This window comes from Peribacillus simplex, from assembly GCF_900156045.1.
In the GTDB taxonomy this organism is placed as follows: domain Bacteria; phylum Bacillota; class Bacilli; order Bacillales; family DSM-1321; genus Peribacillus; species Peribacillus simplex_D.
Genome location: NZ_FTMX01000011.1, coordinates 1 through 26,244, shown reverse-complemented (window position 1 = coordinate 26,244; position 26,244 = coordinate 1). Strand labels below are relative to the sequence as shown.

The window sequence follows — 26,244 nt, the reverse complement described above, 5'->3', positions numbered from 1 at the left end:
CTTTACTATGTTTTTCATTTTCTTTACTTGTTGTCATGAATCGCTTCCGTCCCGCTTATCGATTCCACGACCTTGAATGATGGCTTAAACAATTCTTTCTCGGGAAGCTCCTGATAATCCCTTTCCATATATCCTCTTCTCATCTTCTTAAAATATTGTTGGCCCTTATATTTGATATCCGTTAAATCCAGATTGGGGATTATTTGATCCCTCATGACTACCTTTCCATTTATGATCGATAATTTAACGTCCCTCCCCGACCCGCTTACGAACATGGTTCGAATGGGATCATCGATCACTCCCATATGAAAACCGTCCAAGTCAATCGCGATGATATCAGCCTTGGCCCCCGCTGCGATGCGCCCTAAATCGTTCCTGCCAAGAAAAGCGGCGGCATCAAGTGTGGCTGACCGAAAGAAATCGGCATAGACAGAGCCTTCCGTTTCTCCTTCCACCATCCGTGAGAGCATGCTGCCCGTCCTGACGTTCTGGAACATATCCGGAGGGAATGTGTCCGTTCCAAGGGCTATATTGATCCCAGCCCGTTTATATTTAGCAAAAGATTCCAGTGCCTCCCCATGCCTCCCGATGATCAGAGGGCAATGAATCACCGTTGTGTTCGTTTCAGCAAGCAGTGCCAGGTCATCACCCTGTCCATATTTCGCTTTACTATATCCTGAAACAAAGTGGGCATGCGGGATCCCTGTTCTTGGACCGAGAAATCCAAGGTCGTACAAATATCTGATTGGTGTAACTTGATGGGCATTCCAGATGGTGTTGAATTCAAAACTTCCTTGTGCAGCATGCAGCTTTATGGGTACGTCCAATTTTTCGCTGTAATATTTAATCTGTTTTAATTGATCTGCCGTTTGGGACTCTATACGTTCTGGGGCAAGCATCCCTCTGACCATGCCTTCATAAGCACCATCGAATTTTCCCACAAACTCGACCGCTTTCCGTAATCCCGCTTCCCCGGCTTTTTCATCCCAATGCAGTTTAATATTCCCGTTAGGCTGGACGACCCTCATTCCTGATTGGAAACTCGGGCCAAGGTATATCCTTAACCCCAATCCAGCTGCATGTTCTGCCGCAGCTGCCAATTCATCATAGGTTTCAGCCCAGCTTTTATAAAAAACGGAAGTAATGGGCATCGCCGTCGTCACGCCATGAAGGATGAGTTGTGAATAAGCATATAGTGATTTAAAAGCTTCTTCTTCCTCGGTCATTAATTCAGGATGTCCGCTTTTTATATGATTCTCTGACCAGAGAAGATTTTTCTGTCTGCCGGCATCGGCTTCAAAATGTAAAATATCATGGTCAATGTCCCCTAATGCATTTAAATCTATGAACCCGGGACTGATAATGGCGTTACCGGCATCCATTACCTCGTCCACTTCTCCAGGATAATTTTTTCCGACATACAGAATCGTATCTTTTTCATAAACGATTTCCGCGTTTTCCAAAATGACATGATCGCATCCATCATACCCAATTACATATCTTCCTTTAAGCTTGGTTTTCATCTTATTCCCCTTTCACCATCGCGGCAGCGTCTTCTTCTCGTTCGTCATATCGCTTTTCATCTACATATGCCCTGGCATGGCCCCAGAAATATTTCGTCGGTTGCATATACTTTTCGAGCCCCGCACGCTTAATCGTTGAAAAGGCCTCCTCATTCGCTTCATCAAGCACTGTACTTTCATGGACCGTCCGTACATTCCTCCCTTCCATAATCAATTTCCCATCCACGATGACATGCTCCACATCATTCGCCACTGCTTGAAATACAAGCCGATGAACATGCATGAATTCGGGGGTCAGATGAGGCTGATGCAGATTGACCGTAATGACATCCGCTTTTTTCCCGATCTCAATGGAGCCTATTTCATCATCCCAGCCAATGCATTTCGCAGCATCTATCGTGATCATTTCCAACAGCTTGCCTGGGGGTAAATAATAGTAGTCCCTAAGCGCTGCCTGGTGAACAAACTGTGTTTTCCTCATTGCCTGAAACATATCGAAACTTGTGGAAGGGGAAGTCCCATCCGTGGAGATTGCCACAGTTGCACCCATCTCCAATAATTCAGTTATCGGGGTACGGGCATGAACCTGGCCAAATCCAGGTGATGCACTGACGTTGGTACCTGTTTCTGCCAGTATTCTTGCCTCATCGAAGGAAATGCCCCGACAGTGCTGTAAATGGACATCTGGACCCAATAGGGCATTTTCCTTATCCTGTATCGCCAAATGAATCATCCCGCCAAAGGCATCAGAGTGAATGCGTGTATTATATTTCCTGGCAATCTCCCTTATTTTCTTCGCTTGATAAAGGTCATGATCATTCAGCCCATAAAGCCTGTCAGGAGATGTGGGATTTGAGGGATCCACGGATGTCACGATGACAAATGGCGTAATGAATGCTCTCGTGCGGTCTTCATTCGCATGGTTCAGCGCCTCGATTACAGCTTCCGCCCCCTGTAGCACTTCTTCATAGGTAACTTCCTTCACCACTCTCTTTCCGTCGATCCACCTGCTGAATGAATGGGGCCATGGAGGGTTGCAAGGACCCGTGCATACCACTTCCCTGATTCCCACTTCGGCGTATGCTTTTGCATGATTGAGGGCAAAAATGGGTTCATCGGACCGCGGCATGGAACCTAACACGCTCACACCGGTTGTCACGCCCGCCTTTAATCTCTCAAGGGAGGATAGCTTTCCTTCGTAGTACCAAAAGTCATCTGTAACAAAATGCTTGTACGCATTCGTCATGATGGGCATCCAAAAATCAATATTTTCCATTGCGATCGTTTTGAACATGGAATGTCCCCCATGCCCATGAACATCTATCAATCCCGGCAATATGCATTGATGGCTGCAATCGATGACTTTTACAGCCTCATACTGCAATTTCAGTTTTTCGCTTGAATCAACGGCTAAAATCCTTCCTTGATGTATGGCGACCGCTCCATCCGGCAGAATTCTCCTGTTTTGATCCATGGTTATCACGGTCCCATGGGTTAGCAGTAAATCTATCATATTTTCCCCTCCTAATTGAGAAGACAGCATAACATCCTTATGCTGCCTTCCTTTTGTGATGAATTCCTACTTCACGGTTACGTCATCAAGCATTAAATAATTTGCCGGATTCAGCCAAAGTCCTTTAACCGTCCCGCCATATACGGCCAAGTGCTCATAGTTACGGATCGGAACATATGGAACTTCTTCCCTTTCAATGGCTTGTGCCTTGGAATACAGTTCCTTACGTTTATCGCCATCCGATTCTTTACGTGCATTTTCAATCAATTTATCCACTTCCGGGTTGCTGTAGAATGAACTATTTCCCGCAGCACCTTGGGATTTGCTATTGAAAAGATTGAATTGATTATAATCTCCATCACCGGTAGCATTGCCCCAGCCGCCTATCGCTACCTGGTGCTCGCCCTTGGCTGTCGCATCAATGTAAGCCCCATACTCAAGGACTTGAATCTTGACCTTGATTCCAATTCCTTTTAACTGGGATTGGATCACCTCGGCCATATTGATCCTTTCCTTACGATCACTCGTCGTCAGTGTAAACTCCAAACCATCCTTGACCCCCGCTTCAGTCAAGAGCTTCTTCGATTCATTAATATCATAGTCGTAGCCTTTTATATCCGGATCATATCCAAACACCTTTGGGCTCATTGTTGAATTTGCCCTCGTACCGACGTCGTTATAAACCCCTTTGATAATGGAATCCACCTCGATGGCATGAGCGACCGCCTTGCGGACCCGCACATCATCAAAAGGTTTTTTCTTAACATTGAAGCTTAAGTATTCAACGGCAAGTCCCTCCGTGCGATATAAATCCATCGTGCCCGAAGCTTCGATCCTATCTATCTCCGTCACTGGCACTTGATCTGTCACATGTGCTTCACCCGTTTCAATCATCGCAATCCTCGTGGCATCTTCAGGGACAACCTTGAATACCACCCCATCGATCTTAGGCTTGTCCCCCCAGTAATCCTTGTTTTTCGAAAGTGTGATTTCTTCACCAGGCTTCCACGATTTAAAAACGAATGGCCCTGTCCCAACGGGGTTTTGAGCCAGTTTGTCACTATTTTCCTTAATCGCTTTAGGGCTGATGATGCTTCCTTCATTACTCACTAAAATCGATAACAGCGGAGCATAAGGATATTTCAGCTTGAATTGTACGGTCGTTTCGTCAACGACTTTAATTTCTTTGATCATTTCCAATTTACCAGCCTGAGGAGAAGCTGTTGCCGGGTCCAGTATCCTGTCGAAATTGGTTTTCACCGCTTCGGCATTGAATGGGGCCCCATCATGGAATTTGACTCCCTCCTGCAATTTAAACTCCCACGTGACATCATCCAGCTGTTTCCACTCTTTTGCGAGCAGCGGTTTAGGATCCATGTTTTTGTCAGGAACGACCAATGTTTGATAAACCTTTTCATAAATGACGTTTGCCGATGGAATGTCTGTTATGAAATGAGGGTCCAAGGTGGTCGCGTCAGATAATCGCGCGACGATCAGCGTTCCTCCTTCTTTCGCTTTTTCCTCTGTTTCCTTGCTGCCGGTTTGTTCTGTTGCACACCCTGATAAAACGGATGAGATGCCTAATAAAGAGGCAAAAAGCAACCCAATCATACCTTTTCTCATTCTATTTCCTCCCTTTTCATCCTCCCTTTGTTTCTCCAAGTAACTTTCAGCTATGGGTACATCGGGCTTACTGTAAATTATAAAAAAAAATAAAATTTTATATTTTCAGAATCTTTACTCATTTTTTAATTATCTTTACTGCTTTTCCTCATCATATTTACTTCAATTCCTTTTTTGAATAAATTGAATGAAAGAAAAGGAGGAAGTCCAATGAAGCCAGAGGTCGTAATCAATAATACCGAATTGAATGTAAACGAAAGAAAATCTCCGAAACTAAGACACTGGAAAGCCTTTTATAAAAAATTCAAACGAAATAAATTGGCATTGGTAGGCGGGTATATCGTAATTTTTTATATTTTATTGGCTATCTTTGCACCTTTGATCTCACCGCAGGATCCGTATGAAATTGACTTAGTCAACAAACTCCAGCCTCCATCGGCCGAACATTTGATGGGTACGGATGATAAGGGAAGGGATATTTTAAGCAGATTATTATATGGGACAAGGCTTTCATTAACGGTCGGGTTTGTCTCTGTATTCTTCGGGGCGTTCATTGGGATACTCCTCGGGTTAACTGCCGGGTATTACGGAAAATGGATCGATACCGTCATCATGAGGATTGTCGATGTTCTGCTGGCTTTCCCGGGAATTTTGCTTGCTCTTGCCATCATCAGTGCCCTTGGTCCAAGTTTAATCAATGTAATGGTAGCGGTCGGCGTCTTTTCCATACCGATGTTCGCCCGGATTGTACGCGGTTCCACATTGTCAGTCAGGAAGCTGGAATATATCGATGCCATTCGTGCATTGGGAGCCACTGACATCACGATCATATGCAAGCATATTTTTCCGAATATTCTATCACCTGTCATCGTTCAAGCCACATTACGTCTGGCAACTGCCATTCTGTCGGCAGCCGGATTATCATTTCTGGGCCTGGGAGCCCAGCCGCCTTCTCCAGAATGGGGAGCGATGCTGAGCAGCGGTCGGGATTATTTGTTCAGCGCCCCCCACATCGCTTTGTTTCCGGGGATAGCGATATCAACACTGGTACTTGGTTTCAACATCTTCGGGGATGGACTTAGAGATGCCCTGGATCCAAGAATGAAAAAATAAGGAGGAGAGAAAATGTTCGTATTCATTATCCGACGGGTACTTCAAACCATACCGGTATTACTGGGAGTAAGTCTTGTTGTGTTCCTCATCATGCAAATGGTCCCGGGAGACCCGGCGACACTGCTTGCAGGTGAAGGAGCGACTAAAGAAACGATTGAATCGCTGCGGCATGAGCTTGGCTTGGATCGTCCAATCCTCTATCAATACGTCGACTATGTCCTTCATGCCGTTCAAGGTGACTTCGGGGAATCCCTCCGCAGCAGCCGCCCTGTTTTGGACGAAATCATGGTCCGTTTGCCCATCACCCTTGAACTGGCACTTGCAAGCATTTTCATAACGGTCGTGCTTGGAATGATCGCAGGAATCATCTCGGCCACCAAGCAATACTCGGCAGCTGACATTTCCATCATGATCGTTGCTTTACTGGGAATCTCGTTACCTAGTTTTTGGCTGGGCCTCATGCTTATCTACTTCTTTTCCGTAAACCTTCATTTGTTTCCGGTTTCAGGTTGGGGAACTTTCAGCCACATGATACTCCCAGCCATAACCCTTGGGGCCGGCGGAGCGGCCATTGTCGCCAGGATGACCAGGTCGAGCATGCTTGAAGTCGTTCGCCAGGACTACATCCGGACCGCAAGAGCCAAAGGATTGAAAGAATATATCATCATTTATAAACATGGCCTGAAAAATGCGCTTATCCCCGTCATTACAGTCGTTGGCCTCCAGTTCGGTGCACTCCTTGGCGGCACAGTATTGACAGAGTCCGTTTTTGCCATCAATGGACTTGGGAGATTGATAGTCGATGCAATCAGAACGAGGGATTTGCCGATGGTCCAAGGCGGGGTCCTCATCGCTTCCGTTATCTTCGTATTCATGAATTTGGCAGTGGATGTCCTCTATCGATACTTTAACAAAAGAATAGACTTGAACTAAGGAGGTATGATGATGAAACAGGTTGATGATAAAATACTGGAGGTAAAAAATCTGCAAACCCACTTTTTCACTGACGAAGGAACGAGTAAAGCGGTCAACGGAATCAGTTTCTCCCTTAATAAAGGGGAAACGCTTGGAATCGTCGGGGAGTCCGGAAGCGGGAAAAGCATAACATCGCTATCATTATTAAGGCTCATTCCATCGCCCCCCGGCAAGATTGCCGGTGGCAGCATCCTTTTTAAAGGGGAGGATTTGCTTACGAAGTCTGAAAAGCAGATGCGGTCCATACGCGGGAATGAAATTTCGATGATATTTCAGGAGCCGATGACATCATTGAATCCCGTATATCCAGCGGGCGAGCAAATTGCGGAAGCGATCCGGCTCCATCAAAAGCTGGGAAAAAAGGAAGCATGGAATAAAGCGGTCGACATGCTTCGGCTCGTCGGCATCCCCTCACCCGAAAAAAGGGCAAAACAGGAGCCGCATGAGCTAAGCGGCGGAATGAGGCAAAGGGTCATGATTGCCATGGCACTTGCCTGCCACCCTGAGGTTCTAATAGCGGATGAACCTACAACAGCACTGGATGTGACGATCCAAGCCCAAATCCTTGAACTGATCAAGACGCTGCAAAAGGATTTCGGGACGGCTGTCATTTTGATCACTCATGATTTGGGTGTCGTATATGAAACCTGTGATCGGGTTGCCGTCATGTACGCAGGAAAAATCGTCGAATACACTTTGGCCAAGGAAATATTCACAAACCCAAAACATCCATACACGATTGGCTTATTGAACTCCCTTCCGCGTCTGGACATGGACCAGGAAGAACTGACTACAATCCCCGGGACCGTTCCAAGTCCTTACAACATGCCCAAGGGCTGCAGCTTCGCTCCCCGCTGTGCACATGCGAGGGGCATTTGTGAACAAGCCGTACCGGATCTCCAAGCTATCGGCCCAAGCACCGAGGTCAGCTGCTGGATGTTCACCCCTCAATGGGAGAAGGAATATGACGCTCAAGAGAAGGTGGGAATGTAATGATGGGTGTACCAGCTGCAGAGAAAAAGGTTCTGCTTAAAGTTGATCAATTGAAACAATACTTTCCGATCAAGGGCGGGTTTTTCGGAAGAACCATCAATCATGTAAAAGCCGTCGATGACATTACCTTCGATATCCATCAGGGCGAGACCTTAAGCATAGTCGGCGAATCCGGCTGCGGAAAATCGACTACCGGAAGGGCCATCCTTCGATTGGATGAACCAACAAGCGGGAGCATTCACTTTCAGGATAAGGATTTACTGAGTTTAGGAAAAAAAGAAATGAGGCGTACAAGGAAGGATCTGCAAGTCATTTTTCAAGATCCATTTGCTTCCCTTAACCCGAGACAGACGATCGGCCAAATTCTCGGAGAAGCTTTGTCCATCCAAAATGTAGTACCTAAAGAAAACCGGAAGAGCCGGATTGAAGAATTATTGGGACATGTCGGGCTGAGACCGGAGTCCATGGAAAGATACCCGCATGAATTCAGCGGCGGCCAGAGACAGCGGGTCGGCATTGCGCGGGCTCTTGCAGTGGACCCAAAATTGATCATATGTGACGAAGCTGTATCTGCACTGGATGTCTCCATTCAAGCGCAAGTGCTGAATTTATTAAAATCCTTACAGCGCCAGTTCGACCTTACCTTTCTTTTCATATCACATGATTTAGGCGTGGTCAGGCATATCTCGGATCGGGTTATGGTCATGTATCTCGGAAAGATAGTCGAAATAGCCGATAAAAAGTCCATTTTCGAACAGCCGCAGCATCCATATACAAGGGCATTGCTATCGGCCATCCCAGTACCGAATCCTGTGCATGAAAGAGAACGGATCCTATTGACGGGTGATGTCCCCTCACCCATCGACCCTCCAAGCGGCTGCCGCTTCCATACACGGTGCCCTTTTGTACAGGATATCTGCAAAACACAGCTGCCTGAACTAAAAAGATCGGCACAAAACCATCAAGTGGCTTGTCACATTGTGTCATAAGCTGTAGATTTCCGGAGGGGTCTTTAGTATGATACTAATAAACAGAATAATTCAAGTTATTTAAAAATATAACCAGCAGAGGTTCACCATGCTAAGTTACGAAGGATTCACATTAATTATCATGCTCTTCATTTTAGCTCCCATCATGGGAGCTATCGCTCTTTTATTTCTATTCATATTCGAGAAAAGGATCGACCTTCTTGAAAATAAAAACAAAGAGATCCGCCTGGAGCAAGCACTGCAAGAAGCACAGTATAATAAATTGAACCAGCAAATCCAGCCACACTTTTTGTTCAATACACTGAATGTCATACTGGGCTTGGCCCGCCTGAACAGGACGGCTGAATTGATTCGTGCATTAGAGGCATTTTCGCAATTCCTGAAATTCAAATATAAAGCATCAGAACCATTGATCCCCCTTTCCCAGGAAATCCAGTATACCCAGCATTATCTCGACATCCAGACCCTTCGCTTCGGTGATCGGCTCAAGATTGACATGGAGTGCCCAGAACCATTATCTATCGCACTGGTCCCACCCTTCATTCTCCAGACATTGGTGGAGAATTCGTTTAAACACGGTTTGGAAAAAAAAGTGGGTGAAGCCCTGCTGCATATCCGTTTCCATCTGGATTCGCAGACGGTATATCTGGAAGTGGCGGATAATGGATTAATGGGAAATGAATCTTCCGTTACGGACGAAGGCGGCCATGGCCTGGATAATATCAAAAAACGTCTTTATTTGTATTTTAATGACCGTGCACAATTGAATATAGCTTCTAATGAATCGGGAACTAAGGTAGAGGTATCATGGCCACTGGTTTTTGATAAGGAATTGGAGGAGGCGGAGCCGGAATGAATGTATTATTAGTTGATGACGAACCATTGGTCCTTGAACAAATGGAATATATGATTCAGTCCATATACCCTTTTTGGAAGTTTCACAAAGCTGCTGATGCCTGTCAGGCACTGACCCTCAATCAAAATCATAAAATCAACCTCGCTTTCCTGGATATTAATCTGCCGGGGCGATCTGGTCTTGAATTCGGTGAAGACCTAAGGGCACTGAACAAAGAAGTCGAAATCATAATGGTGACCGCACATCAAAGTTTCGATTATGCCCAGCAATCCATCAGGATAGGCGTGGTTGATTATTTAACGAAACCTGTCATAGAAAGTGATTTGCATAAAGTCCTGGCCAAGTATGACAAAAGGGAATCTTCCCATAACTATTCAACCCTTATCCACCATTCGCTTTCATTCATTCATGAAAATTATGCCGAAAAACTCTCCCTTTCGGACATCGCTCGTGAAGTGCATACCAATCCGACTTATTTAAGCAGGAAATTCCATGAAGAAGTCGGCACTTCCTTTTCGGAATATTTAATGCACTATAGAATAAAGGCTGCTAAAAGGGCCTTGACCAATAACACCAGCTGGAGCATATCAGACGTCGCTGAAAACTCGGGTTTCAATAGCCAGCATTATTTCAGCACTTTATTCCGGAAGATAGAGGGAATCACGCCCAAGGAGTTCCGCGAGAAAGGAAAATGAACATTGCGATCACGTACATTTCAAGAATACGTACAAGGCCCCATCCAAATCGGGATGGGTTTAGGGATCATCTCCCTCCTGGCACGCTGGGTGACAGGAACAACGATATTATCCTCCCCCGAATCGATGGTGAAGTATGGAGTTTTCGGAGGGATCGGGTACGCACTGATGGGAGCGATCGCCCTGTCGATGTTCAGCTTCATCGGGAAAAGGGTTCGGCAGGATTTCCCCGTGGGTTTGACCATCGGGGACTATTTAAAAGCCCGGCTTCACCCGCTCGGATATTGGATATTGATCGTGATCCTGGTCATAACCAGTTTACACATCCTTTTCATTCAGGGAATGGCCGCGTCCACACTATGTCAGTTTCTTTTCGATACACCGCTGTATGTCGGGTTGTTCTTTTTTTTCGGTTTCTGTGTCCTTTATGCTGGATTCGGCGGGTTAAAGCTCATTCATGGGTTCGCAGCTTTTCAAGTCATCTTCATGTTTGCCGCAGTTATCTTGATTCCATTATACTTTTTCGTCAAGGAAGGGATTCAGCCTGTTTATGATGGGATTCGCTTATACCATCCATACATGCTCGTAATCAATAAGTATGATCTATGGAGTTTTCTTTTTGCAGGACTTCTTGTCGGGTTCGGCCAGTTTTTCTTTGACCTGACATCATGGCAGCGATTATTCATGATGGAAATGAAAAAGGTTCCCTTAACATTCTCTTTATCCGGCCTTATCTGGATCATATTCCCGCTCTCATTTTCATCCCTGTTCATCATGGTCATCTTTACGGGAGGCTTCACTGATATACACTCGATCCTGGATGGATTGGCAAACAAAATAACGACACCATTCTTTTTCATCCTTTTTGTGCTCTGCGCTTTCAGTGCAATCACCTCAACATTCGGCGCCTGCCTGCATTCATTGGTAAGCCTGATCGTAGCCAATATTCTTGAACCATTACAAACAAAAAAAAGCGACCAGCAAAAAATAAGGATGGCCTGCCTGCTTTCAATCTGTATTGGAGGATTGGTTTTCGTTGCTACACTCTTCTATTCCCCAAACCTATTAGAGCTCTTATTTTATTCAGGCAATATATATTCGGCATTGCTGGCCCCAATCCTGGTCATCGTATTCAGCAAAGGGAAAGTCGCTGATTACATACCGATAAGCGCGATCCTTGCCATTGTGGCTTCATACATCATCCAGCCTTATGTAAGTGAATTCCAAAGCATATGGTTCAGCGGATTGGCTTCATTGACGATCCTGGTGATTTGTATGATCCTTACCCTCATCAAGAACAAATGGAGGTTCGTGAAAACAAAACCATAAATAATGCAAACCCCATTCATTATGAATGGGGTTCTTCTTTTTATCTCGTAATAACTTAGCTTGCCACCTTTCTGAAATACCGATAAACCTTTTCTAGCTTTTGAATCTGTTTCCCCTTTGGGCTTTCCATATTTCCGAATTCGAAAAACTTCACTTTTTTGATTCCGACAAAATTGAATAACGCTCTTTTCATCAAGAATTTATGCGCATCATTCAACCAGAGAAGCGGATACTTTGCAGGTCCCTTCATCGTGGATACACAAACGACCGACTTTCCCTTTAGGAGACCCTCTGGGAACAATCCCTTTTTATCCCTGTAGGCAAAATTCGCAGAAAACAATTGATCAATGTATCCCATCAGCATTGCAGGAGGCCTCCCCCACCAGATTGGATAGATAAAGACAATCTTGTCTGCCCAGGTAATTTGATTTCTATATTTTTCAAGCTGAGGATCACGATGCATATCACGCCTTCGTTTATGCTCATTGAACACCAAGAGCGGATTAAAGCCCTCTTCATATAAATCCAATACCTGCAGCCCCTTTATGTTGGAGTTCTCCTTACTGCCTTGGATGACTTTTTCTAAAAAAGCATGGCTTAAGCTTTCATGATTTGGATATGTGTAAATGACCAGCACGTTCATGACGTACCCCCCTATTTACTTATCATTTGATAACAATAATTATAACAGTACCTTTTTTGTTGTCAAATGATAATTGTATTTTGATAACACTTTTGATATCTTCACAAGAGAGGTGAAAGTTATGGACAAAAAAGCTCTTTTTGAAAAAATGGTCACATTTACAACTTCCGTACATCAAGTGACACACGAATTGACCCAAAACGCCAAATCCGATTCCATCACGCCGGTACAATATAAAATCCTTGAATATATAACAGTCAGCCAGCCTGTCACACCAAGTGAAATCAGTGACTGTCAGCACATTTCCATGCCTAACACGAGTCGTGAACTGAAAAAATTAAGCGAAAAGAATTTAATCGAAAAAATAAGTGATTCGGAAGATAGACGGAAACAATACATCCGCCTCTCCAAAGAGGGGGAAATGATGATGAACGAGGCTTTTGCAATCGTGGAATCCCGTTTCCAAAGCCGGCTGCAGCATGCATCAAAGGAAGATTTAGCGGATATTGACCGTGCCCTGGACATTCTTCAAACAAAACTTTTTTACTAAATAAACAAAAATGGCTCCCGGGATTGAAGTTGACAAAAAATCAATTCAATCCCGGGAGCTCCTTCATACATGCATGTTTTATAATCAGGTACCGCAAAAGGTCCGGTATGGCTTAGTTGACTCAGGCAATGCGGCGTATTCAGTTTGTTCCTCGCAGTGTGCATAAGGTTTTGCAAGAACAGCCAAAAGCCGTTCCATCACGCTGTAGTCCCCTTGTTCCACTGCCGCTTTCAACGCCTCTTCCACCCGGTGGTTCCGTGGGATCACTGCAGGATTGCTGTCCTGCATCAACTGATTCGAAGCTTCTTTCGATTCCTTCTGCCTGCCCAGTCTCGCCTGCCAAAGCTCTTGCCACTGAGCGAATTCCGGTGTACCGAAAAGGACCGTATCCTCCACTTTATCAAAGGTCAAAGCACGGAATGTATTGGTATAGTCGGCACCATGCTTCTTCATCATGCTGAGGATGCCATTAATAAGGGCTTCATCCTGAGTCTCTTCGTTGAATATCCCCAACTTCGCCCTCATTCCCGCTAACCAATTAGCATGATACAGATCATTAAAAATGGAAATCTTATCTTGTGCCAGTGTAACGGCCTGATCCTGGTCATCATGCAACAGCGGCAATAAGGATTCAGCGAATCGCGCAAGGTTCCATCCCCCAATAACCGGCTGGTTGCCATAGGCATAGCGGCCTTGTCTATCAATTGAACTGAATACCGTTGCAGGGTCATAGGCATCCATGAAGGCGCAAGGGCCATAATCGATGGTTTCCCCGCTGATCGTCATGTTGTCGGTGTTCATCACCCCATGAATGAAACCAACCAGCTGCCATTGGGCAATGAGCTCAGCCTGACGCTTGACCACTTCCTGCAGCAGTGAGAGATATCGGCTTTCATCTGCTTCAATGTCTGGAAAATGACGCTTAATGGCATAGTCGGCAAGTGTCCGGAGTTCCTCGAGCGTGCCCCATTTTGCAGCGAATTGAAAGGTTCCGACACGAAGATGACTCGAAGCCACACGGGTCATGATGGCACCAGGCAGCCCGGTTTCACGGATTACCGTTTCACCTGTCGTCACGACAGCCAGACTTCTGGTGGTAGGAATGCCGAGTCCGTGCATCGCCTCGCTGATGATGTATTCGCGCAGCATCGGTCCAAGTGCAGCCCGGCCATCGCCCCCGCGGGAGTACGGCGTTCTTCCTGGACCCTTCAGCTGGATATCGACCCTCTCGCCTTCTGGCAAGACCTGCTCGCCAAGCAATATCGCCCGGCCGTCCCCCAACATGTTAAAATGACCGAATTGATGCCCAGCATATGCTTGTGCAAGGGGTGAAGCACCTTCAGGAACCTCGTTTCCGGCAAACACCGCCACGCCATCTTCGCCTTGTAGCTTTTTCACGTCCAAACCAAGAGTTCCAGCCAAACTCTCATTGAGAATGACCAACTCCGGTGAACGTACAGGAGTCGGGTTCGTGCTCGTGAAAAACTTTTCCGGAAGACGCGCATAGCTATTGTCTAAATTCCATCCTGTTTCATTAGTCATGTTTTCTCCTTTTCTTATTTTGACTTTTGTATAAAGGTTCGTTCTCTCAAGATTCAGTTAAAACACGGTATAAAACTCAGTTGCAGTCCATTTTTTAATGTCTACCTCTAACAATTAATTATACCGTTTCTGTATAAAAATGGCTCTTTTAAAGTAGCGTTAAATCCATGATAATTCCCAGGTTCGCTAAGACGATTGTGTAAAGCGCCAATATCTCATCGGTCCCTTAGAATGAAAAAAAGAAGGCAACCTTAATGTTTTATTAGTCAAGAAAATGTTTAAATATAAAAGGATAGGTAAGCAGAGATACATCTGAATTTAAAGGTGCATTAATGAACTGTTGATTGAAAATGGAGTTGTTCCGTTAAAGGGCCAGATTGTGGAGGATTGGAAGAAGGAAAGTTATGTATAATTAGTGATGTAAGTTTATGCTTTTTATGTAATAATTATTTTGTAGAAATGGAAAGTTACAATTCATACATAGTGAAGGTGGGGATCATAATGGCAACGGGAACGCATACAGTAGTAGTTCCAGTAGATGTACAAGCAGTTTGGGATTATGTCAGTGATCTCGAAAAATGGGCAACGACAGTACCAGCCTATAAAGAACATGAAATCATAAATGACAAGCAATCTATTTGGACATTTGAAGGTAGTGTGAAAGGTATTAAAAAAACCATACAAGCGCAGGTAGATATTACCGAATGGAATGAACCTTCAAATATTAAGTTTGAACTAAAAGGTTTATCAGATAATTTTACAGGAAGCGGTCACTTTACTGCAGAAGATGTTAATGGTGAAACACTAATGACTTGTACGGTGGAAGTCCATGCAGGCGGAATATCTGGTGCGGTGTTAACACCACTTATTAAATGGGCTGTTCCAAAAGTAGCATCTCGTTTAACAGAATCCATCGCACGTAAAATTGCAGTATTCTCATAGTTAGCGAAAAGGGGGCTGTCCAAAAAGGATGGCCTCTTTTTTTCAATATTCCAGAGTCGGTCGCTTTAATGGCATAAGCATCACAAAATGATTAAACTTTTTTATGAAAATCTCATCCTTATCTATTAAGAGTAACTCCCAACCCGAACGATGATTTTAAAGAAGACTTGATTACCCTTCATGTTTTTTACTTTTTTATATGGATAAACCCCTCATTGGATTGAAGAAATTTGCGACACTCCCGCCGAATAACTAGCTAGACGAGACCCCACAGGCACTTGCTTTAATGAATCTTGGCAGACAGTCGGCGGAAAGGGAGCGGATTTCTGAAATCAACTGGAACGTTTTTCCAATAAAAAAAACTGTAGGCAAACTCTCTTTCTTGAAAGTTGTCTACAGTCTGAAGCCTGCCTTTGATTCGGCAGGCTTTTTTTATTTCATCTATCGTGTGGAGGATTCATGTTTTCAGAATGCCTCCCCACCTTTTTCTGTCTTCTTCCTTCCCGCTTCATCTCCCGCATCCCTCTTCCATTCAAGGGTAGTCTTAATTCAATAAAGTCAGGCTGATAAAGGCAATGCCAAATATACAGTACAGAATGAGGGTAAAGGGCTGGGGAAAAATAATATATACTATCATACTAATGATCATCAGCAGGATGCTGAAGGCATTTATCCTATCTCTCCACATACTCACCTTTGGTCAACTCCTTTTCCACAAGCGTAAGGTACATTTTCATCGCAAACTTCTTCCGGTGCTGCCTGGCCGGCTTTGAGGAAGCACTTCTCCCACAGTCAAAGCGTACATCAGCAAAAATAGAGTTTCTTCTTCATCCTTCATTCCACTTTGTTATAATGGCTTTGTGCCTAATTTGCATTTTTTCATTTTTTCGTTAGTAAGTAAGCGACTGATAATTTATAATTATAAAATTGAACCCGCTAAACAGCCATGTAGCCAAAATGATAAATCCATAAAAATAATTTAAATATTCAGACTTTTTAAGGGGTATGAAGTGAATGATCTATAAAACTTTCAAGGTTGTATTAAGAGCCTTGCACAAAGGCCAAACCGAGGAATTCGCTTATGTTTTTGAAGGGAAAAGCTTGCTGATCGGCCGTGCAAGCCAGCACTCCAAAGCTGATTTCAAGCTTTACAATGACTTCGTTTCCAGGGAACATTGCCGGATTTATATGGAGGAAGGACAGCTTTTCATTGAGGATTTGGCAAGCAAACACGGTACCTCGGTGAACCAGATGCCGCTCGTACCGGGCAATCCCTGTCACATTGAACCGGGGGATTCGATTACTTTGATCAATGGACTGATCGAATTCATGATTTCCATCGACAACGATTTAACACGGGATTTCACTCCGGTGAACCCTGAGTTCCAGCAAACCGTCACGATCAATGAGCACCTTCAGACCGTGATCATCAATGAAGAAACACCCATAAAAATGCCGACAAAGGAATTCAATTGCTTTAAGCTGCTTTATGAAAATTTGGACAACCTTATTTCAAAGGAAGAGATTGTCCAGCAAGTATGGCCGGAGAGAGTCGGTGATCCCGAGCAAATTGTGACGGCAGAAGAAATCGCTTCACTGCTGTACCGGGTGCGGAAACGGATAAATGGGCACTTCGCAATAAAAGCCGTCATTCAAAAAGGATATTATATGGAATCCATCCATTCATTCAATCTATCGGACTTATAATGACTATCATTCGAAGACATGAAAAAAAGCATTGCTGATAACAATGCTTTTTTCATGTTTTATATCTAAGACGGCAAGCAGGTATCCACCTGGACCATTATCATTTCTACGGTAAGTCCAGATTAGTGAATTCATCGACTGGAACGATGTCTTCTTCCATATCCATCACCTTCAGCACAACCCGGTCCCCTACATTCGTCAACACAATGTCAGAAAGCGCATTGACACCTGGATCCACCGAGAACCTCTTGGAATTGCCTTCGACGATCAAATGGAATACGTATCCATTTGAGAGATTGGCATCATTGATCCTTATTACCTTCCCCTTTATTTCTTTCATCTCAAATCCTTTTTGAGGCGTCACACCGCTCACTTTCCCTAAAGAGGCAATCAGTTTTTTATAATTGCGGAAAGCTTCGTCTTTCGTTTTCCCAAAGACCACTTGGGGATTATCGCTATTGGCGTAAACGATCGCCACACCTTGGAACTTGCTGCCCTTTGTAACCGGAATCACATATGTGGGAGCACCATAAATCGTATAGAAAATTCCATTAGTGGCTTTCCAGCCTGGATATTTAGACAAAAACTCACTCGCATTTGCGTTGGATTTTGCCTCCTTTCCAGTCAGAACGGACGTGACGCCTTTATAGTATGTCATTTCACCGGTTTTGGCATTGAAAACACCATAACCTACAAGGGTTTTGGAGTTGCCTTTTGATTTAGCCCGGGTAAAGTCCACTACATAAATCAATTCGCCTTTTTCATTAAACGTAACTTGCATATTATCCTCATTAGGAATCAGGACATCTTTCTTCGGCCCAATCAAGGACTGGTTTTTCCACCCGTGAACATATTTCCCCCAGTAGGTCCAATATTCCAGGGCTGTTTCCAATGTGAATGTCCGATCTACCCATTTAGGTTCTTTTCCTTTTGGATAGTATTTCGTGTCCCCCGTTTCCGGATTCACCAATACCACCCCGTCCACTACGGGACCGCTGCGGTATTTCAAATAATGTCCGACTGAAGCAATGAAGAAAGGCTTTCCATCTTCGTTCGGTTCCAAATATGAATCATGGATGATTTTATTCGGATATGCCTTGCGGATGGTTCTTTCCAAATCATGATCGAGATACTGTGAGGGAGCATACAGCATCTTCCCTTTGACAGTACTTGCCCCTTTATCCGTCGATACGGCGGAAATCAGATTATAACCTGGCGTGTATTCCGCTTTCCCGGCTTTCAAAAATCCGTCCATTTCAATGGGTGATGTATAAGCCAATTCATCATTGATATTGGTTAATCGGTATTCACCTTCAGTGAAATATGATGCATTTTCTATTTTATTAATCGCTGCATCGCCTTTTGCGTCAGCCATTTTCACAGTAACAAGCGGCATGGTTTTTATATCTTGAACTTCTTCCAGCTCTTTTTTCTTATCGACTTTCGCCAATCCATGCAGATCAGCGGCAAAAGTGATGGGGTAAAACAGCATGATGACCCATGCTAATATCAAAACGACACCTATCAAACTGTTGAAATGTACGTTCAAGGTGTTTTTGATTGCTTTGCTGTTTCATTTCCCCTCCGATTCCGTCGGGTGCTAGAAGAATCACTGGCACTGTACACATAAATTCTTGAATCGATGATGAGAATGAGCCCAAGTATAATGGCAAAACTCGAAAAGAATGCAGCGGGAGTGAGATCCAGCAGCATGATATCGATAACGAAAAAAAGTATGGCAGCAGAAACTAAAAGTCTCAGCACCTGTTCAATGAAAAAAGGTATCTCCTTTTTGGTGATTGCGTTTGTCCATCTCTGCGGAATCAAGGAAAGTCCCAATATGGCAAATGGCATCTTCAATAAAATTCCTTTCAAGATGAAAACGAGTAATGAAATTATCATGGTTTTAAAAATCTCTCCTTGTCATGTATGTTCCCATTTACCCATTTTATCACTTTTGTACAACTAATTTACTATTTTTTAAAATATCGAAATAACGTAAAAAAACTGCCAATATCATTTGCTCCAACGATGCTACTTTTATCGATTTAATGTTTATATAGACTCTAGAATAGGTTGGATGCCAAAGGGGGCGAAGCCTTATGATTTACGAAGAAACTTACCAATACCTATTAAGGAATGTATCTTCCACTGAATTCGATACGTGTTTGTACGCCTTGCTCCACAGTGATTGGGACGGTGTCATCCAGAGCCCGCTTCATATGATGGCCCGAGGAGTCGGAACGACAGAAAAGTACTTAAGGCAGATCATCAATAAATTCACCGCACCACAAGGATCACTAAAAAGAGTGTTTGTGCCTGTTCATCAAGGTGAAGATATTTTATATAAGTTTAACCTTGGTCCTGCAAGTAATCTTGGCTATAACAGGAAGACGGACCGTTATTGCAAGAAATACCGTTTCTTTTATTGCGATGCTTTCAAAACCTTAACGATTCATGGAAAACGGCTGCTGCTCATGGGCGCTTTCCGAATGTCTGTTTTGAAGTCTGAAGAAGTTCTATTCGATTATAATGAAATCGTTCCTGATTCCAACTCGCAATTCACGAGGAAGCGCCTATTGGATGCAGTCGATGCCATCCATGCCGCTTTAGGCCATGTAGTGACGATTTCTTTTGCTAGCAAGGCTTTTTCAAAGAAAGAAATCCTGGTATTCACCTTTACAGAAGGCATCTTGGAGCAGTATAAGGAAAATAGGTCGGAACGGACATGGTTGCGGAGAACGATCTTTGACTCTGGCTACCTTGGGCATATCAATGATTCTGTATGCAGGGAATTGGAACGGGTAGGCAAATATATTTTCCGTTCATTTCTGCAGGAAACGACAAACATCTCCAATGATATCCAAATGGAACTGCAGAAGTTAGCCCGTTTCGTCTATTCTCATTCTCTTAAGAAATTTGGCCAGGCGATTCCTGCCAAAGAGCAGTTACTTCTTGCCCCCAAACAAGCCTCTGCCTATTTAAGCAAGATCATGTACAATGAAGCATTGGAACAGATGGTCAAGTATGCCCACCAGGCGGAATCCATCAAAAGCCTGCTTGAACGCGTTCATTTTCATAGAAACATCTCCGAGAAAGCTCTCTGCCGGGAAGTGAATGATTTGAAAATGGCAGAACATATCAAGCCCATTCTCCAAAAGTACCATCAAGCAGACTTCATCCGTCATGTGCTGAACGACTGGTGCGAAACATGGCTCATTTCCCGTGTAAAGTCAGTGACAGAAGAATTTCAGGCAGAAGGAAAAAGGAAAAGTACCGATGCTGATAAGCAGGCCGCGGCCGAATATATGATGCGCATTAGAAACGATACATATGACCAGTTGGACAAGCTGTTGACCTTGATTCTTAAATTCGGCAATCATGCTGTGGCCCCAGCTGTCCGGAACTTCCCTCTCACTAAGAAAAAGGAAACCCTCCAATCCTATTTCGCGATTCAAAAGGAGCGTCTCGACGCTCTCCCCATTTCCTCTTAAAAAATCATCCGGTTTAAACCTTTTAATAGGTCATTTGTTTTCCAAGAGAACGGATCCGTTCTCTTTTTTTTTGCTTGTAACGATGGACGGCTGTGAATTGCAGAATGGCGAGTGTGGTTTGGTGATTGGCCATTGTGGATTTCTCCCCTGAATTCGTGTATTGCATATGGATTTTGTGGATAAGGGAACTTGGACAGCATTTTTTTTTGAAGGCAGGCCATGACCCCTGCATGGGCAAGGGCATTTATGCGGAGTTATTCTAAGGGTCTAAGAATGGGTCTATATAAAGGAACTGAAAAAGGTTTTGAACATCAGTATGAATAAGGTGTTGAATCCAGGCAGGCCGCTATTCGGGTAAAAGAAATGGGCCCCATTTAAAATGGAAAGCCCTCATGACTTGTTATGGCATTAATAATATTTTCCCCGAACTTTTCCGGCTTTCAAGAAGTCTATGGGCATCCGCCCCATTTTCCAAAGAGAAAAGAGTCGGTTCTTTGATGAGGATTTCCCCCGACAGAATCCATTGAAACAGCTCTGCTGTTCTTCTTGTCCGTTCTTCATGGGTGGTCAGGACATTCCAAAGGTCTCCACCTATTAATGCTTTCGATGTATCCATTAGCATTCTTGGATCGATTTTCTCTGGATCACCGCCTGCCATCCCAAAAAATACAACCGTTCCTCCAGTCTTGGTCGCCTCGAAACTATCCATCAAGGTTTGACCCACTGATTCATAAACGACATCAACGCCTTCACCGCCGGTTACATCCTTGATGGATTCCACCCAGTCCGAACCGTAAAGGAAAACATGATCCGCACCCATTTGTTTGGCAACCGCCGCTTTATCATTTGATGAGGTCAAGCCAATGACCCGACCGCCCTTCATCTTGATCATCTGTGTCAGTAATTGACCGACTCCCCCAGCAGCGGCATGGACCAGAATGGTTTCTCCTTCTTTAACTTGATGACTGTCATGAGTTAAATATTGGGCAGTCAATCCTTGAAGTAAAACGGATGCGGCCGTTTCAAAGGAAATGCCCTCAGGCAGCGGTAACAGCTTATCAGCTGGAACTGAAACCAGCTCCGCATTGGCATGGGGAACATCAGCGAACCCGACACGATCACCGGCTTTCACATGATGGACATCTTCCCCGACATATTCGATGACCCCTGCCCCCTCATAACCTAGAATAAATGGGGGATCACCCACCAAATGATAATTCCCTTTCCTTCTATATACATCAGCAAAATTCAATCCGATTGCTTTCATTCGTACGATCACGGCTGATCTTGAATGTTCAGGTTCTGCAATTTCCCTTACAGACAGAACTTCCGGCCCGCCAAAATCATCAAAGACAAGTGCTTTCATCATCCTAACTCCCTTCAATGCTTCTTCATTCTTTAAGATATAGGATGAACCCTTTGGTGGCAAGAAACAACCGCCCTGCCTTTTAAGGCAAGAGCGGTCACTAAGTTTTACTCAATCTGTATTGGACCCAGGGCCGTTCTTTCGTTTATTCGCAGAATATTCCTTACCGTGTGCTTCATGTTCTGCAATGATGTCCGCTTTCGGAATATGGTTATTCTTTTTCGGTGAACCGGTACGGTTACGATGTTTTTTTCCCATGATCTGTCTCCCCTTCATTCAAAGCTATTTATGTTGAACTATTGTTAGCTTGTCCGATTACCACCGAAAATACCGGCAAAATAGGCACTTCATAATAAAGGAAAAACCATCGCGGAGACCGAATAGATGTAAAACTGATATATGAGGAGGGAAAAAAATGTTTCCTGTATTGAACACGGAAAGGTTATGCTTTCGGGAAATTCGTGAAAGTGATGCGGAAGCTGTTTTCCAATGCTTATCAAAAGATGAAGTCACCCGCTTTTATGGGCAGGATTCATTGGAAAATGTCGAACAGGCGAAGGATATCATAGCGTCTTTTGCGAAAAACTATCTTGAAAAAAGAGCAATCCGATGGGGAATTGAAAGAAAAGATACACAGGAATTGATTGGTACCATCGGTTTTCATGCCCACAGTCATAAATACAGACGGGCGGAAATTGGTTATGAAATCGATCCAGCACATTGGCGGAAAGGATTTGCGTCAGAAGCTCTTAAAGAAATTATCGCTTACGGCTTCAACGACCTTGATTTAACCCGCATCGGCGCAGTCGTTTTCCTGGAAAACAAGCCATCAAGTGAGCTCTTGCTTAAGCTGGGCTTCATCCAGGAAGGAATATTAAGGAGTTATATTTACCAAAACGGTATCCCTCATGATACATATGTCTATTCCTTGCTGAAGCCTCTTTGAATGGTTCTTCGCGAAACTCCTGCCGAATGACTGGCTAGCCAAGACCCCGGAGATGCCTGCATTGATGAGGGCTTGGCAGTCAACCGGCGTAAAGGGGACGGATTTCTGGTTTCCCCATTCCATTTACTTATTTGAAAAAGATAAAACTGTAAATAAACTTCCTTTATATTCCAAATTACCTACAAAAAAAAGTCACCAAAACATGGCGACTCCAACTTCACGATTTTAGGTGACTACAAGATAGTCCTTCAAGGCCTGCTGCAGTGTACCCTTGGTCTCTGCTTTATTATCGAGCTGAATTCCTGCACGGATCATTTTCGTTACAACCTCTGGGCGTAATCCAGTCACCACAGCCTTACACCCCATCATTGCCGTTCCATCGAGGATTTTCATCAAATCATTGATCATTTCAACTTCCATTTCGATGATACCGGACAAATCCAAGATCAAGGTCGTTATCCGCAGTTTACCTATCTCCATCAATACTTTTTCTTCTATTATCTGTATTCGTGAATAATCGATTGTCCCAATTAACGGAAGGACACAGGTGGTGGGAGTGACGGGAATGATCGGGACGGATAGATTTTCCACCAAGTTTTGCTGAGCGAGAATCAATTTGTCTTTATAATCGGAATAACTGACGAAAAAGGATTTTAGAAAAACATCAACTTTTTCATTCACTTTTTTCTCTAATTCAAAAAATACTATGGAATCCTCAATAAACGCTTCCTTTTCTTGTTCAAACTTATAGAGAAACGTCCAAAGCGTTCTGCGAAGGGCCTGAATCCATTCCAGCTTGAATGAAAGCGTCAAGGAGTGGGTTGCCCACGTAACTCCCTCTTGTTCGGCAAAGGCAATCAAATCCGTTTCATTCTGTTCCACTATATAACGGATGAGCTTATGTGCATTATTCAAAAGGTCGACATTTCCAATCAGAAGGATTTCTTCGATTTTATCCCTTACATTGACCGCTGCTGATAAAAGATATTCTTCAAACTCACTTTTATTCTGTAAAAGGAATTCCATTATTATATCTTCCTCATAAACAAAACTCACTCTTCTCCACTCCCTTTTTGAACTCCAACTGTGATTTTTGTTACTATTTACTTTCTATATGGATGGAGCTTTTTCCTGCTGATTGCCCATATATTAAAAATATGGATAGTAAATGGTTAAAACCGATTTATATCTCCTCTCCTGAAAAAACATTTTTCGTTGCGGAAGAAAATATCAGATGTGTGGACGATTTCCCATATTTAATGGCTTCATCGACGAAGTCTTCCAGCGTTTCCATGGAAAATGTACTTATTTTAATCAAATAACTATATTGACCTGCTAACCGGTGGCATTCCAGTACTTCCGGATGGTTCAAGCTAAATTGATAAAAGTCTTTGCATCTGTCCGTTTCGAATAATATGAATGCCGTTATGCTCCTATCAAGTTTTTCAAGGGATATTTCAGTTTTATATCCTTTTATCACTCCGCTTTCCTCTAATTTATTCACACGTTCTTTCGTTGCTGGAGCCGTTAAGGAAACTTCATGTGCCAGTTCTTTCATGGACATGCGCCCATTAATCTCCAGCAAGGAAAGTATCTTTTTGTCCGTTCGATCCATTTCAATCACTCCCACTTTTTATTATTAATAAAATTCACCTAAATACATTATAAAATAAATAGAAATAAAACGATTACGTAATTTATCTTATGTATTAGGGAATTCGCTTTTTATATAATAAATACAAATATAAATAAGGGGGATGCACGATGAAAAAAGTATTGATGCTGCTATCAAATGGATTCGAAGCGGTTGAAGCAAGTGTGTTTACAGATGTATTGGGCTGGAATAAATTAGAGGGTGATGGTACGACTGACCTGGTTACGGTGGGACTTCATGAACAATTGAAATGCACATGGAATTTCATCGTGCAGCCGGAATTGACCCTCGATCAAGTGAACCTTGATGACTTCGATGCTTTGGCCATTCCAGGAGGTTTTGAAGAAGCCGGTTTCTATGAGGATGCCTATGATCAGAGGTTTCTTGATGTGATCAAGCATTTTCATGATAAGAACAAAATCATAGCAACCATTTGTGTAGGTTCTCTCCCACTAGGAAAAAGCGGGATATTGAATGGAAGAAAGGCCACTACATACACCCATCCAACCAGCAAGAGACAGGGGCAGCTAAAAGATTTTGGTGCGATTGTCGTTAATGAACCGATTGTCGTCACGGACAATATCATTACATCCTACAATCCATCCACAGCTTTCGATGTTGCCTTTACGCTCTTGGAAATGCTCACTTCAAGAAATAATTGTAAACATGTGAAGGAATTGATGGGCTTCCATTAAGATTGATTACCGCTCCAGGCACTCGGCGGAAAGGGAGCGGATACCTGAAATCAACTGCAACTTTTTTCAAAGAAAAAACTGCAGGCAAACTCGTCTTTTCGAGTTCATCTGCAGTCAGGGGTTCCGAATGAATTCGGAACCTTTTTCACGTTACTTCCAATAAGCCAATGAACGGGTTTTCATGGATTCACGGAACTGTTTTGTTGATTCTGGCAGGACTTTATTCGTTGCATAATCGATGATGACACCATACTGGCGAATGACATCCAGACTATCCAGCTCGCCGTTGGCGAATTTATCTTCCACGCTTTGTATGTTTTCCTCAAGCCATTGTTTACGGTTGTTCCTGATATTTTAAGTATAATTACACAACAATATTATTTATCAGATGTTTCCGACGTGCCTTCCTCACTGTTTTTGAGGTAAACTTCAGAAATTCCATTCATGCCTTCCAATAGTTGCGCTTCAGTATATTCCATACTGCCAACCAGTTTATGAAGCTTCTTATCATCATTCTCTTCTGTAAGTTTAGATTCTGAATCAGTCACATTTTTTCACCTCCAACTTTTAGGATGGCAAATCAAGATGGAAATATGTATGACAGGCGATGAAGATAGTCACCCTCAAAGTCCATTTTAGGTAAAGAATGGAATATACCAGCAGATTCTGTACTTAAATAAGCAGGAAAAGATTATTTTATGAATCTTTTTTAAAAAATCAGCTGTTTTCAAGCCACTAAAGGGATATACTATAGTTTAGCTTTTATTACATTTTTGTTAGTATTTTTTCTTGTCACATATTGTGTAATATTTTACAAGTTTTTCTATTTACATCAACAAAATGCTTATTGCAAAGGAGAATTGGATATGTCAGAAACGATTACCCAATCACAAACTGAACAACTTAATGCCCGCCAAAAACAATTAGATGTACTGGACCAATTATTAAAGCCTGAGGTTCAGGAATCATTGAACACTTTAGTCGAGCAGTTACCACAACTAACTGAGTTAGTGAATATTTTAACAAAGTCTTATGATTTCGCTCAATCGGTTGCGACTGATGATGTGTTGAAAAATGATACGGTCAGCGCCATTTC

At 43.4% G+C, this 26,244-nt stretch carries 26 protein-coding genes and 1 pseudogene; 14 read left to right on the top strand and 13 right to left on the bottom strand.

What is annotated here, in order from left to right:
* Positions 1-23 precede the first annotated feature (23 nt).
* The 3 genes from BW986_RS25740 to BW986_RS25730 form a co-directional block, all read right to left on the bottom strand.
* The gene (locus BW986_RS25740; protein WP_076372157.1) at positions 24-1,523 is read right to left on the bottom strand and encodes a chlorohydrolase family protein; all 1,500 of its coding nucleotides are present in this window, start codon (positions 1,521-1,523) and stop codon (positions 24-26) included.
* Position 1,524: 1 nt separating this feature from the next.
* Positions 1,525-3,036, bottom strand: coding sequence for an amidohydrolase family protein (locus tag BW986_RS25735; RefSeq protein WP_076372155.1), 1,512 nt, complete (start codon positions 3,034-3,036; stop codon positions 1,525-1,527).
* 66 nt (positions 3,037-3,102) lie between these two features.
* Entirely contained in the window at positions 3,103-4,659 is a 1,557-nt protein-coding gene (locus BW986_RS25730) for a glutathione ABC transporter substrate-binding protein (RefSeq protein ID WP_076372153.1), read from the bottom strand.
* A 210-nt stretch (positions 4,660-4,869) separates the two neighbouring features.
* On the opposite strand from BW986_RS25730, the gene nikC reads away from it, so the two are divergent.
* The 7 genes from nikC (at position 4,870) to BW986_RS25695 (ending at position 11,609) form a co-directional block, all read left to right on the top strand.
* The gene (gene nikC, locus BW986_RS25725) at positions 4,870-5,772 is read left to right on the top strand and encodes a nickel transporter permease (protein ID WP_081395807.1); all 903 of its coding nucleotides are present in this window, start codon (positions 4,870-4,872) and stop codon (positions 5,770-5,772) included.
* A 12-nt stretch (positions 5,773-5,784) separates the two neighbouring features.
* Entirely contained in the window at positions 5,785-6,705 is a 921-nt protein-coding gene (nikB, locus tag BW986_RS25720) for a nickel ABC transporter permease (RefSeq protein WP_034304259.1), read from the top strand.
* Between the two features lie 12 nt (positions 6,706-6,717).
* Positions 6,718-7,740 carry an ABC transporter ATP-binding protein gene (locus BW986_RS25715; RefSeq protein ID WP_076372151.1) on the top strand — a complete coding sequence of 341 codons (1,023 nt, stop codon included), beginning with the start codon at positions 6,718-6,720 and terminating at the stop codon, positions 7,738-7,740.
* Positions 7,740-8,729, top strand: a complete 990-nt coding sequence (locus BW986_RS25710) for an ABC transporter ATP-binding protein (protein ID WP_076372149.1) — start codon at positions 7,740-7,742, stop codon at positions 8,727-8,729. The genes BW986_RS25715 and BW986_RS25710 overlap by 1 nt, the downstream gene beginning before the upstream one ends.
* A gap of 88 nt (positions 8,730-8,817) precedes the next feature.
* Positions 8,818-9,585: a sensor histidine kinase gene (locus BW986_RS25705; RefSeq protein WP_076372147.1), complete on the top strand. Its 768-nt coding sequence runs from the start codon at positions 8,818-8,820 to the stop codon at positions 9,583-9,585.
* On the top strand, positions 9,582-10,280 hold the full coding sequence (locus tag BW986_RS25700) for a response regulator transcription factor (protein ID WP_076372145.1): 699 nt from the start codon (positions 9,582-9,584) through the stop codon (positions 10,278-10,280). The genes BW986_RS25705 and BW986_RS25700 overlap by 4 nt, the downstream gene beginning before the upstream one ends.
* Before the next feature lie 3 nt (positions 10,281-10,283).
* A complete protein-coding gene (locus tag BW986_RS25695; protein WP_142244744.1) occupies positions 10,284-11,609 on the top strand; it encodes an SLC5/6 family protein in 1,326 nt (441 codons plus the stop codon).
* A 55-nt stretch (positions 11,610-11,664) separates the two neighbouring features.
* Here the strand turns inward: BW986_RS25695 and BW986_RS25690 are convergent, their stop codons facing one another.
* Positions 11,665-12,252 carry an NAD(P)H-dependent oxidoreductase gene (locus BW986_RS25690; RefSeq protein WP_076372143.1) on the bottom strand — a complete coding sequence of 196 codons (588 nt, stop codon included), beginning with the start codon at positions 12,250-12,252 and terminating at the stop codon, positions 11,665-11,667.
* Positions 12,253-12,373: 121 nt separating this feature from the next.
* Between BW986_RS25690 and BW986_RS25685 the strand changes: the two genes are divergently transcribed.
* Complete coding sequence (locus tag BW986_RS25685; RefSeq protein ID WP_076372141.1) at positions 12,374-12,802, top strand: MarR family winged helix-turn-helix transcriptional regulator; 429 nt, start codon at positions 12,374-12,376, stop codon at positions 12,800-12,802.
* 84 nt (positions 12,803-12,886) lie between these two features.
* Here the strand turns inward: BW986_RS25685 and BW986_RS25680 are convergent, their stop codons facing one another.
* Positions 12,887-14,344: a protein adenylyltransferase SelO gene (locus BW986_RS25680; RefSeq protein ID WP_076372139.1), complete on the bottom strand. Its 1,458-nt coding sequence runs from the start codon at positions 14,342-14,344 to the stop codon at positions 12,887-12,889.
* 501 nt (positions 14,345-14,845) lie between these two features.
* On the opposite strand from BW986_RS25680, the gene BW986_RS25675 reads away from it, so the two are divergent.
* Positions 14,846-15,286 (top strand): SRPBCC family protein, encoded by a 441-nt coding sequence (locus BW986_RS25675; RefSeq protein ID WP_076372137.1) that lies wholly within the window; start codon positions 14,846-14,848, stop codon positions 15,284-15,286.
* Between the two features lie 1,014 nt (positions 15,287-16,300).
* Entirely contained in the window at positions 16,301-16,993 is a 693-nt protein-coding gene (locus BW986_RS25670; protein ID WP_081395806.1) for an FHA domain-containing protein, read from the top strand.
* Positions 16,994-17,099: 106 nt separating this feature from the next.
* On the opposite strand, the gene BW986_RS25665 is transcribed toward BW986_RS25670, so the two are convergent.
* Positions 17,100-18,506 (bottom strand): hypothetical protein, encoded by a 1,407-nt coding sequence (locus BW986_RS25665; RefSeq protein WP_142244743.1) that lies wholly within the window; start codon positions 18,504-18,506, stop codon positions 17,100-17,102.
* A gap of 32 nt (positions 18,507-18,538) precedes the next feature.
* Positions 18,539-18,895: a hypothetical protein gene (locus tag BW986_RS25660; protein WP_076372133.1), complete on the bottom strand. Its 357-nt coding sequence runs from the start codon at positions 18,893-18,895 to the stop codon at positions 18,539-18,541.
* Positions 18,896-19,095: 200 nt separating this feature from the next.
* On the opposite strand from BW986_RS25660, the gene BW986_RS25655 reads away from it, so the two are divergent.
* Entirely contained in the window at positions 19,096-20,487 is a 1,392-nt protein-coding gene (locus BW986_RS25655) for a hypothetical protein (RefSeq protein ID WP_076372131.1), read from the top strand.
* Between the two features lie 400 nt (positions 20,488-20,887).
* On the opposite strand, the gene BW986_RS25645 is transcribed toward BW986_RS25655, so the two are convergent.
* The gene (locus BW986_RS25645; protein WP_076372337.1) at positions 20,888-21,853 is read right to left on the bottom strand and encodes a quinone oxidoreductase family protein; all 966 of its coding nucleotides are present in this window, start codon (positions 21,851-21,853) and stop codon (positions 20,888-20,890) included.
* Between the two features lie 111 nt (positions 21,854-21,964).
* Positions 21,965-22,111 carry a hypothetical protein gene (locus tag BW986_RS29865; protein WP_141994063.1) on the bottom strand — a complete coding sequence of 49 codons (147 nt, stop codon included), beginning with the start codon at positions 22,109-22,111 and terminating at the stop codon, positions 21,965-21,967.
* Between the two features lie 157 nt (positions 22,112-22,268).
* Here BW986_RS29865 and BW986_RS25640 point away from each other — a divergent pair, with 157 nt between their 5' ends.
* Positions 22,269-22,799: a GNAT family N-acetyltransferase gene (locus BW986_RS25640; protein WP_076372127.1), complete on the top strand. Its 531-nt coding sequence runs from the start codon at positions 22,269-22,271 to the stop codon at positions 22,797-22,799.
* A gap of 225 nt (positions 22,800-23,024) precedes the next feature.
* On the opposite strand, the gene BW986_RS25635 is transcribed toward BW986_RS25640, so the two are convergent.
* A complete protein-coding gene (locus BW986_RS25635) occupies positions 23,025-23,855 on the bottom strand; it encodes an STAS domain-containing protein (RefSeq protein WP_142244742.1) in 831 nt (276 codons plus the stop codon).
* Positions 23,856-23,982: 127 nt separating this feature from the next.
* Complete coding sequence (locus tag BW986_RS25630) at positions 23,983-24,414, bottom strand: Lrp/AsnC family transcriptional regulator (protein ID WP_076372123.1); 432 nt, start codon at positions 24,412-24,414, stop codon at positions 23,983-23,985.
* 149 nt (positions 24,415-24,563) lie between these two features.
* On the opposite strand from BW986_RS25630, the gene BW986_RS25625 reads away from it, so the two are divergent.
* The gene (locus tag BW986_RS25625) at positions 24,564-25,148 is read left to right on the top strand and encodes a DJ-1/PfpI family protein (protein ID WP_076372122.1); all 585 of its coding nucleotides are present in this window, start codon (positions 24,564-24,566) and stop codon (positions 25,146-25,148) included.
* 150 nt (positions 25,149-25,298) lie between these two features.
* Here the strand turns inward: BW986_RS25625 and BW986_RS30455 are convergent, their stop codons facing one another.
* Both BW986_RS30455 and BW986_RS30450 read right to left on the bottom strand, forming a co-directional pair.
* Positions 25,299-25,454, bottom strand: coding sequence for a hypothetical protein (locus tag BW986_RS30455; protein WP_179086172.1), 156 nt, complete (start codon positions 25,452-25,454; stop codon positions 25,299-25,301).
* Between the two features lie 71 nt (positions 25,455-25,525).
* Positions 25,526-25,696 (bottom strand): hypothetical protein, encoded by a 171-nt coding sequence (locus tag BW986_RS30450; RefSeq protein WP_179086171.1) that lies wholly within the window; start codon positions 25,694-25,696, stop codon positions 25,526-25,528.
* A gap of 318 nt (positions 25,697-26,014) precedes the next feature.
* Between BW986_RS30450 and BW986_RS25620 the strand changes: the two are divergent.
* A pseudogene (locus BW986_RS25620) lies at positions 26,015-26,244 on the top strand (DUF1641 domain-containing protein); the annotation flags it as partial.

Coding starts and splice junctions, on each gene's coding strand:
- BW986_RS25740 (WP_076372157.1), bottom strand. CDS start 1,523: ATGAAAACCAAGCTTAAAGGAAGATATGTAATTGGGTATGATGGATGC.
- BW986_RS25735 (WP_076372155.1), bottom strand. CDS start 3,036: ATGATAGATTTACTGCTAACCCATGGGACCGTGATAACCATGGATCAA.
- BW986_RS25730 (WP_076372153.1), bottom strand. CDS start 4,659: ATGAGAAAAGGTATGATTGGGTTGCTTTTTGCCTCTTTATTAGGCATC.
- nikC (WP_081395807.1), top strand. CDS start 4,870: ATGAAGCCAGAGGTCGTAATCAATAATACCGAATTGAATGTAAACGAA.
- nikB (WP_034304259.1), top strand. CDS start 5,785: ATGTTCGTATTCATTATCCGACGGGTACTTCAAACCATACCGGTATTA.
- BW986_RS25715 (WP_076372151.1), top strand. CDS start 6,718: ATGAAACAGGTTGATGATAAAATACTGGAGGTAAAAAATCTGCAAACC.
- BW986_RS25710 (WP_076372149.1), top strand. CDS start 7,740: ATGATGGGTGTACCAGCTGCAGAGAAAAAGGTTCTGCTTAAAGTTGAT.
- BW986_RS25705 (WP_076372147.1), top strand. CDS start 8,818: ATGCTAAGTTACGAAGGATTCACATTAATTATCATGCTCTTCATTTTA.
- BW986_RS25700 (WP_076372145.1), top strand. CDS start 9,582: ATGAATGTATTATTAGTTGATGACGAACCATTGGTCCTTGAACAAATG.
- BW986_RS25690 (WP_076372143.1), bottom strand. CDS start 12,252: ATGAACGTGCTGGTCATTTACACATATCCAAATCATGAAAGCTTAAGC.
- BW986_RS25685 (WP_076372141.1), top strand. CDS start 12,374: ATGGACAAAAAAGCTCTTTTTGAAAAAATGGTCACATTTACAACTTCC.
- BW986_RS25680 (WP_076372139.1), bottom strand. CDS start 14,344: ATGACTAATGAAACAGGATGGAATTTAGACAATAGCTATGCGCGTCTT.
- BW986_RS25675 (WP_076372137.1), top strand. CDS start 14,846: ATGGCAACGGGAACGCATACAGTAGTAGTTCCAGTAGATGTACAAGCA.
- BW986_RS25670 (WP_081395806.1), top strand. CDS start 16,301: ATGATCTATAAAACTTTCAAGGTTGTATTAAGAGCCTTGCACAAAGGC.
- BW986_RS25660 (WP_076372133.1), bottom strand. CDS start 18,895: ATGATAATTTCATTACTCGTTTTCATCTTGAAAGGAATTTTATTGAAG.
- BW986_RS25655 (WP_076372131.1), top strand. CDS start 19,096: ATGATTTACGAAGAAACTTACCAATACCTATTAAGGAATGTATCTTCC.
- BW986_RS25645 (WP_076372337.1), bottom strand. CDS start 21,853: ATGAAAGCACTTGTCTTTGATGATTTTGGCGGGCCGGAAGTTCTGTCT.
- BW986_RS29865 (WP_141994063.1), bottom strand. CDS start 22,111: ATGGGAAAAAAACATCGTAACCGTACCGGTTCACCGAAAAAGAATAAC.
- BW986_RS25640 (WP_076372127.1), top strand. CDS start 22,269: ATGTTTCCTGTATTGAACACGGAAAGGTTATGCTTTCGGGAAATTCGT.
- BW986_RS25630 (WP_076372123.1), bottom strand. CDS start 24,414: ATGGATCGAACGGACAAAAAGATACTTTCCTTGCTGGAGATTAATGGG.
- BW986_RS25625 (WP_076372122.1), top strand. CDS start 24,564: ATGAAAAAAGTATTGATGCTGCTATCAAATGGATTCGAAGCGGTTGAA.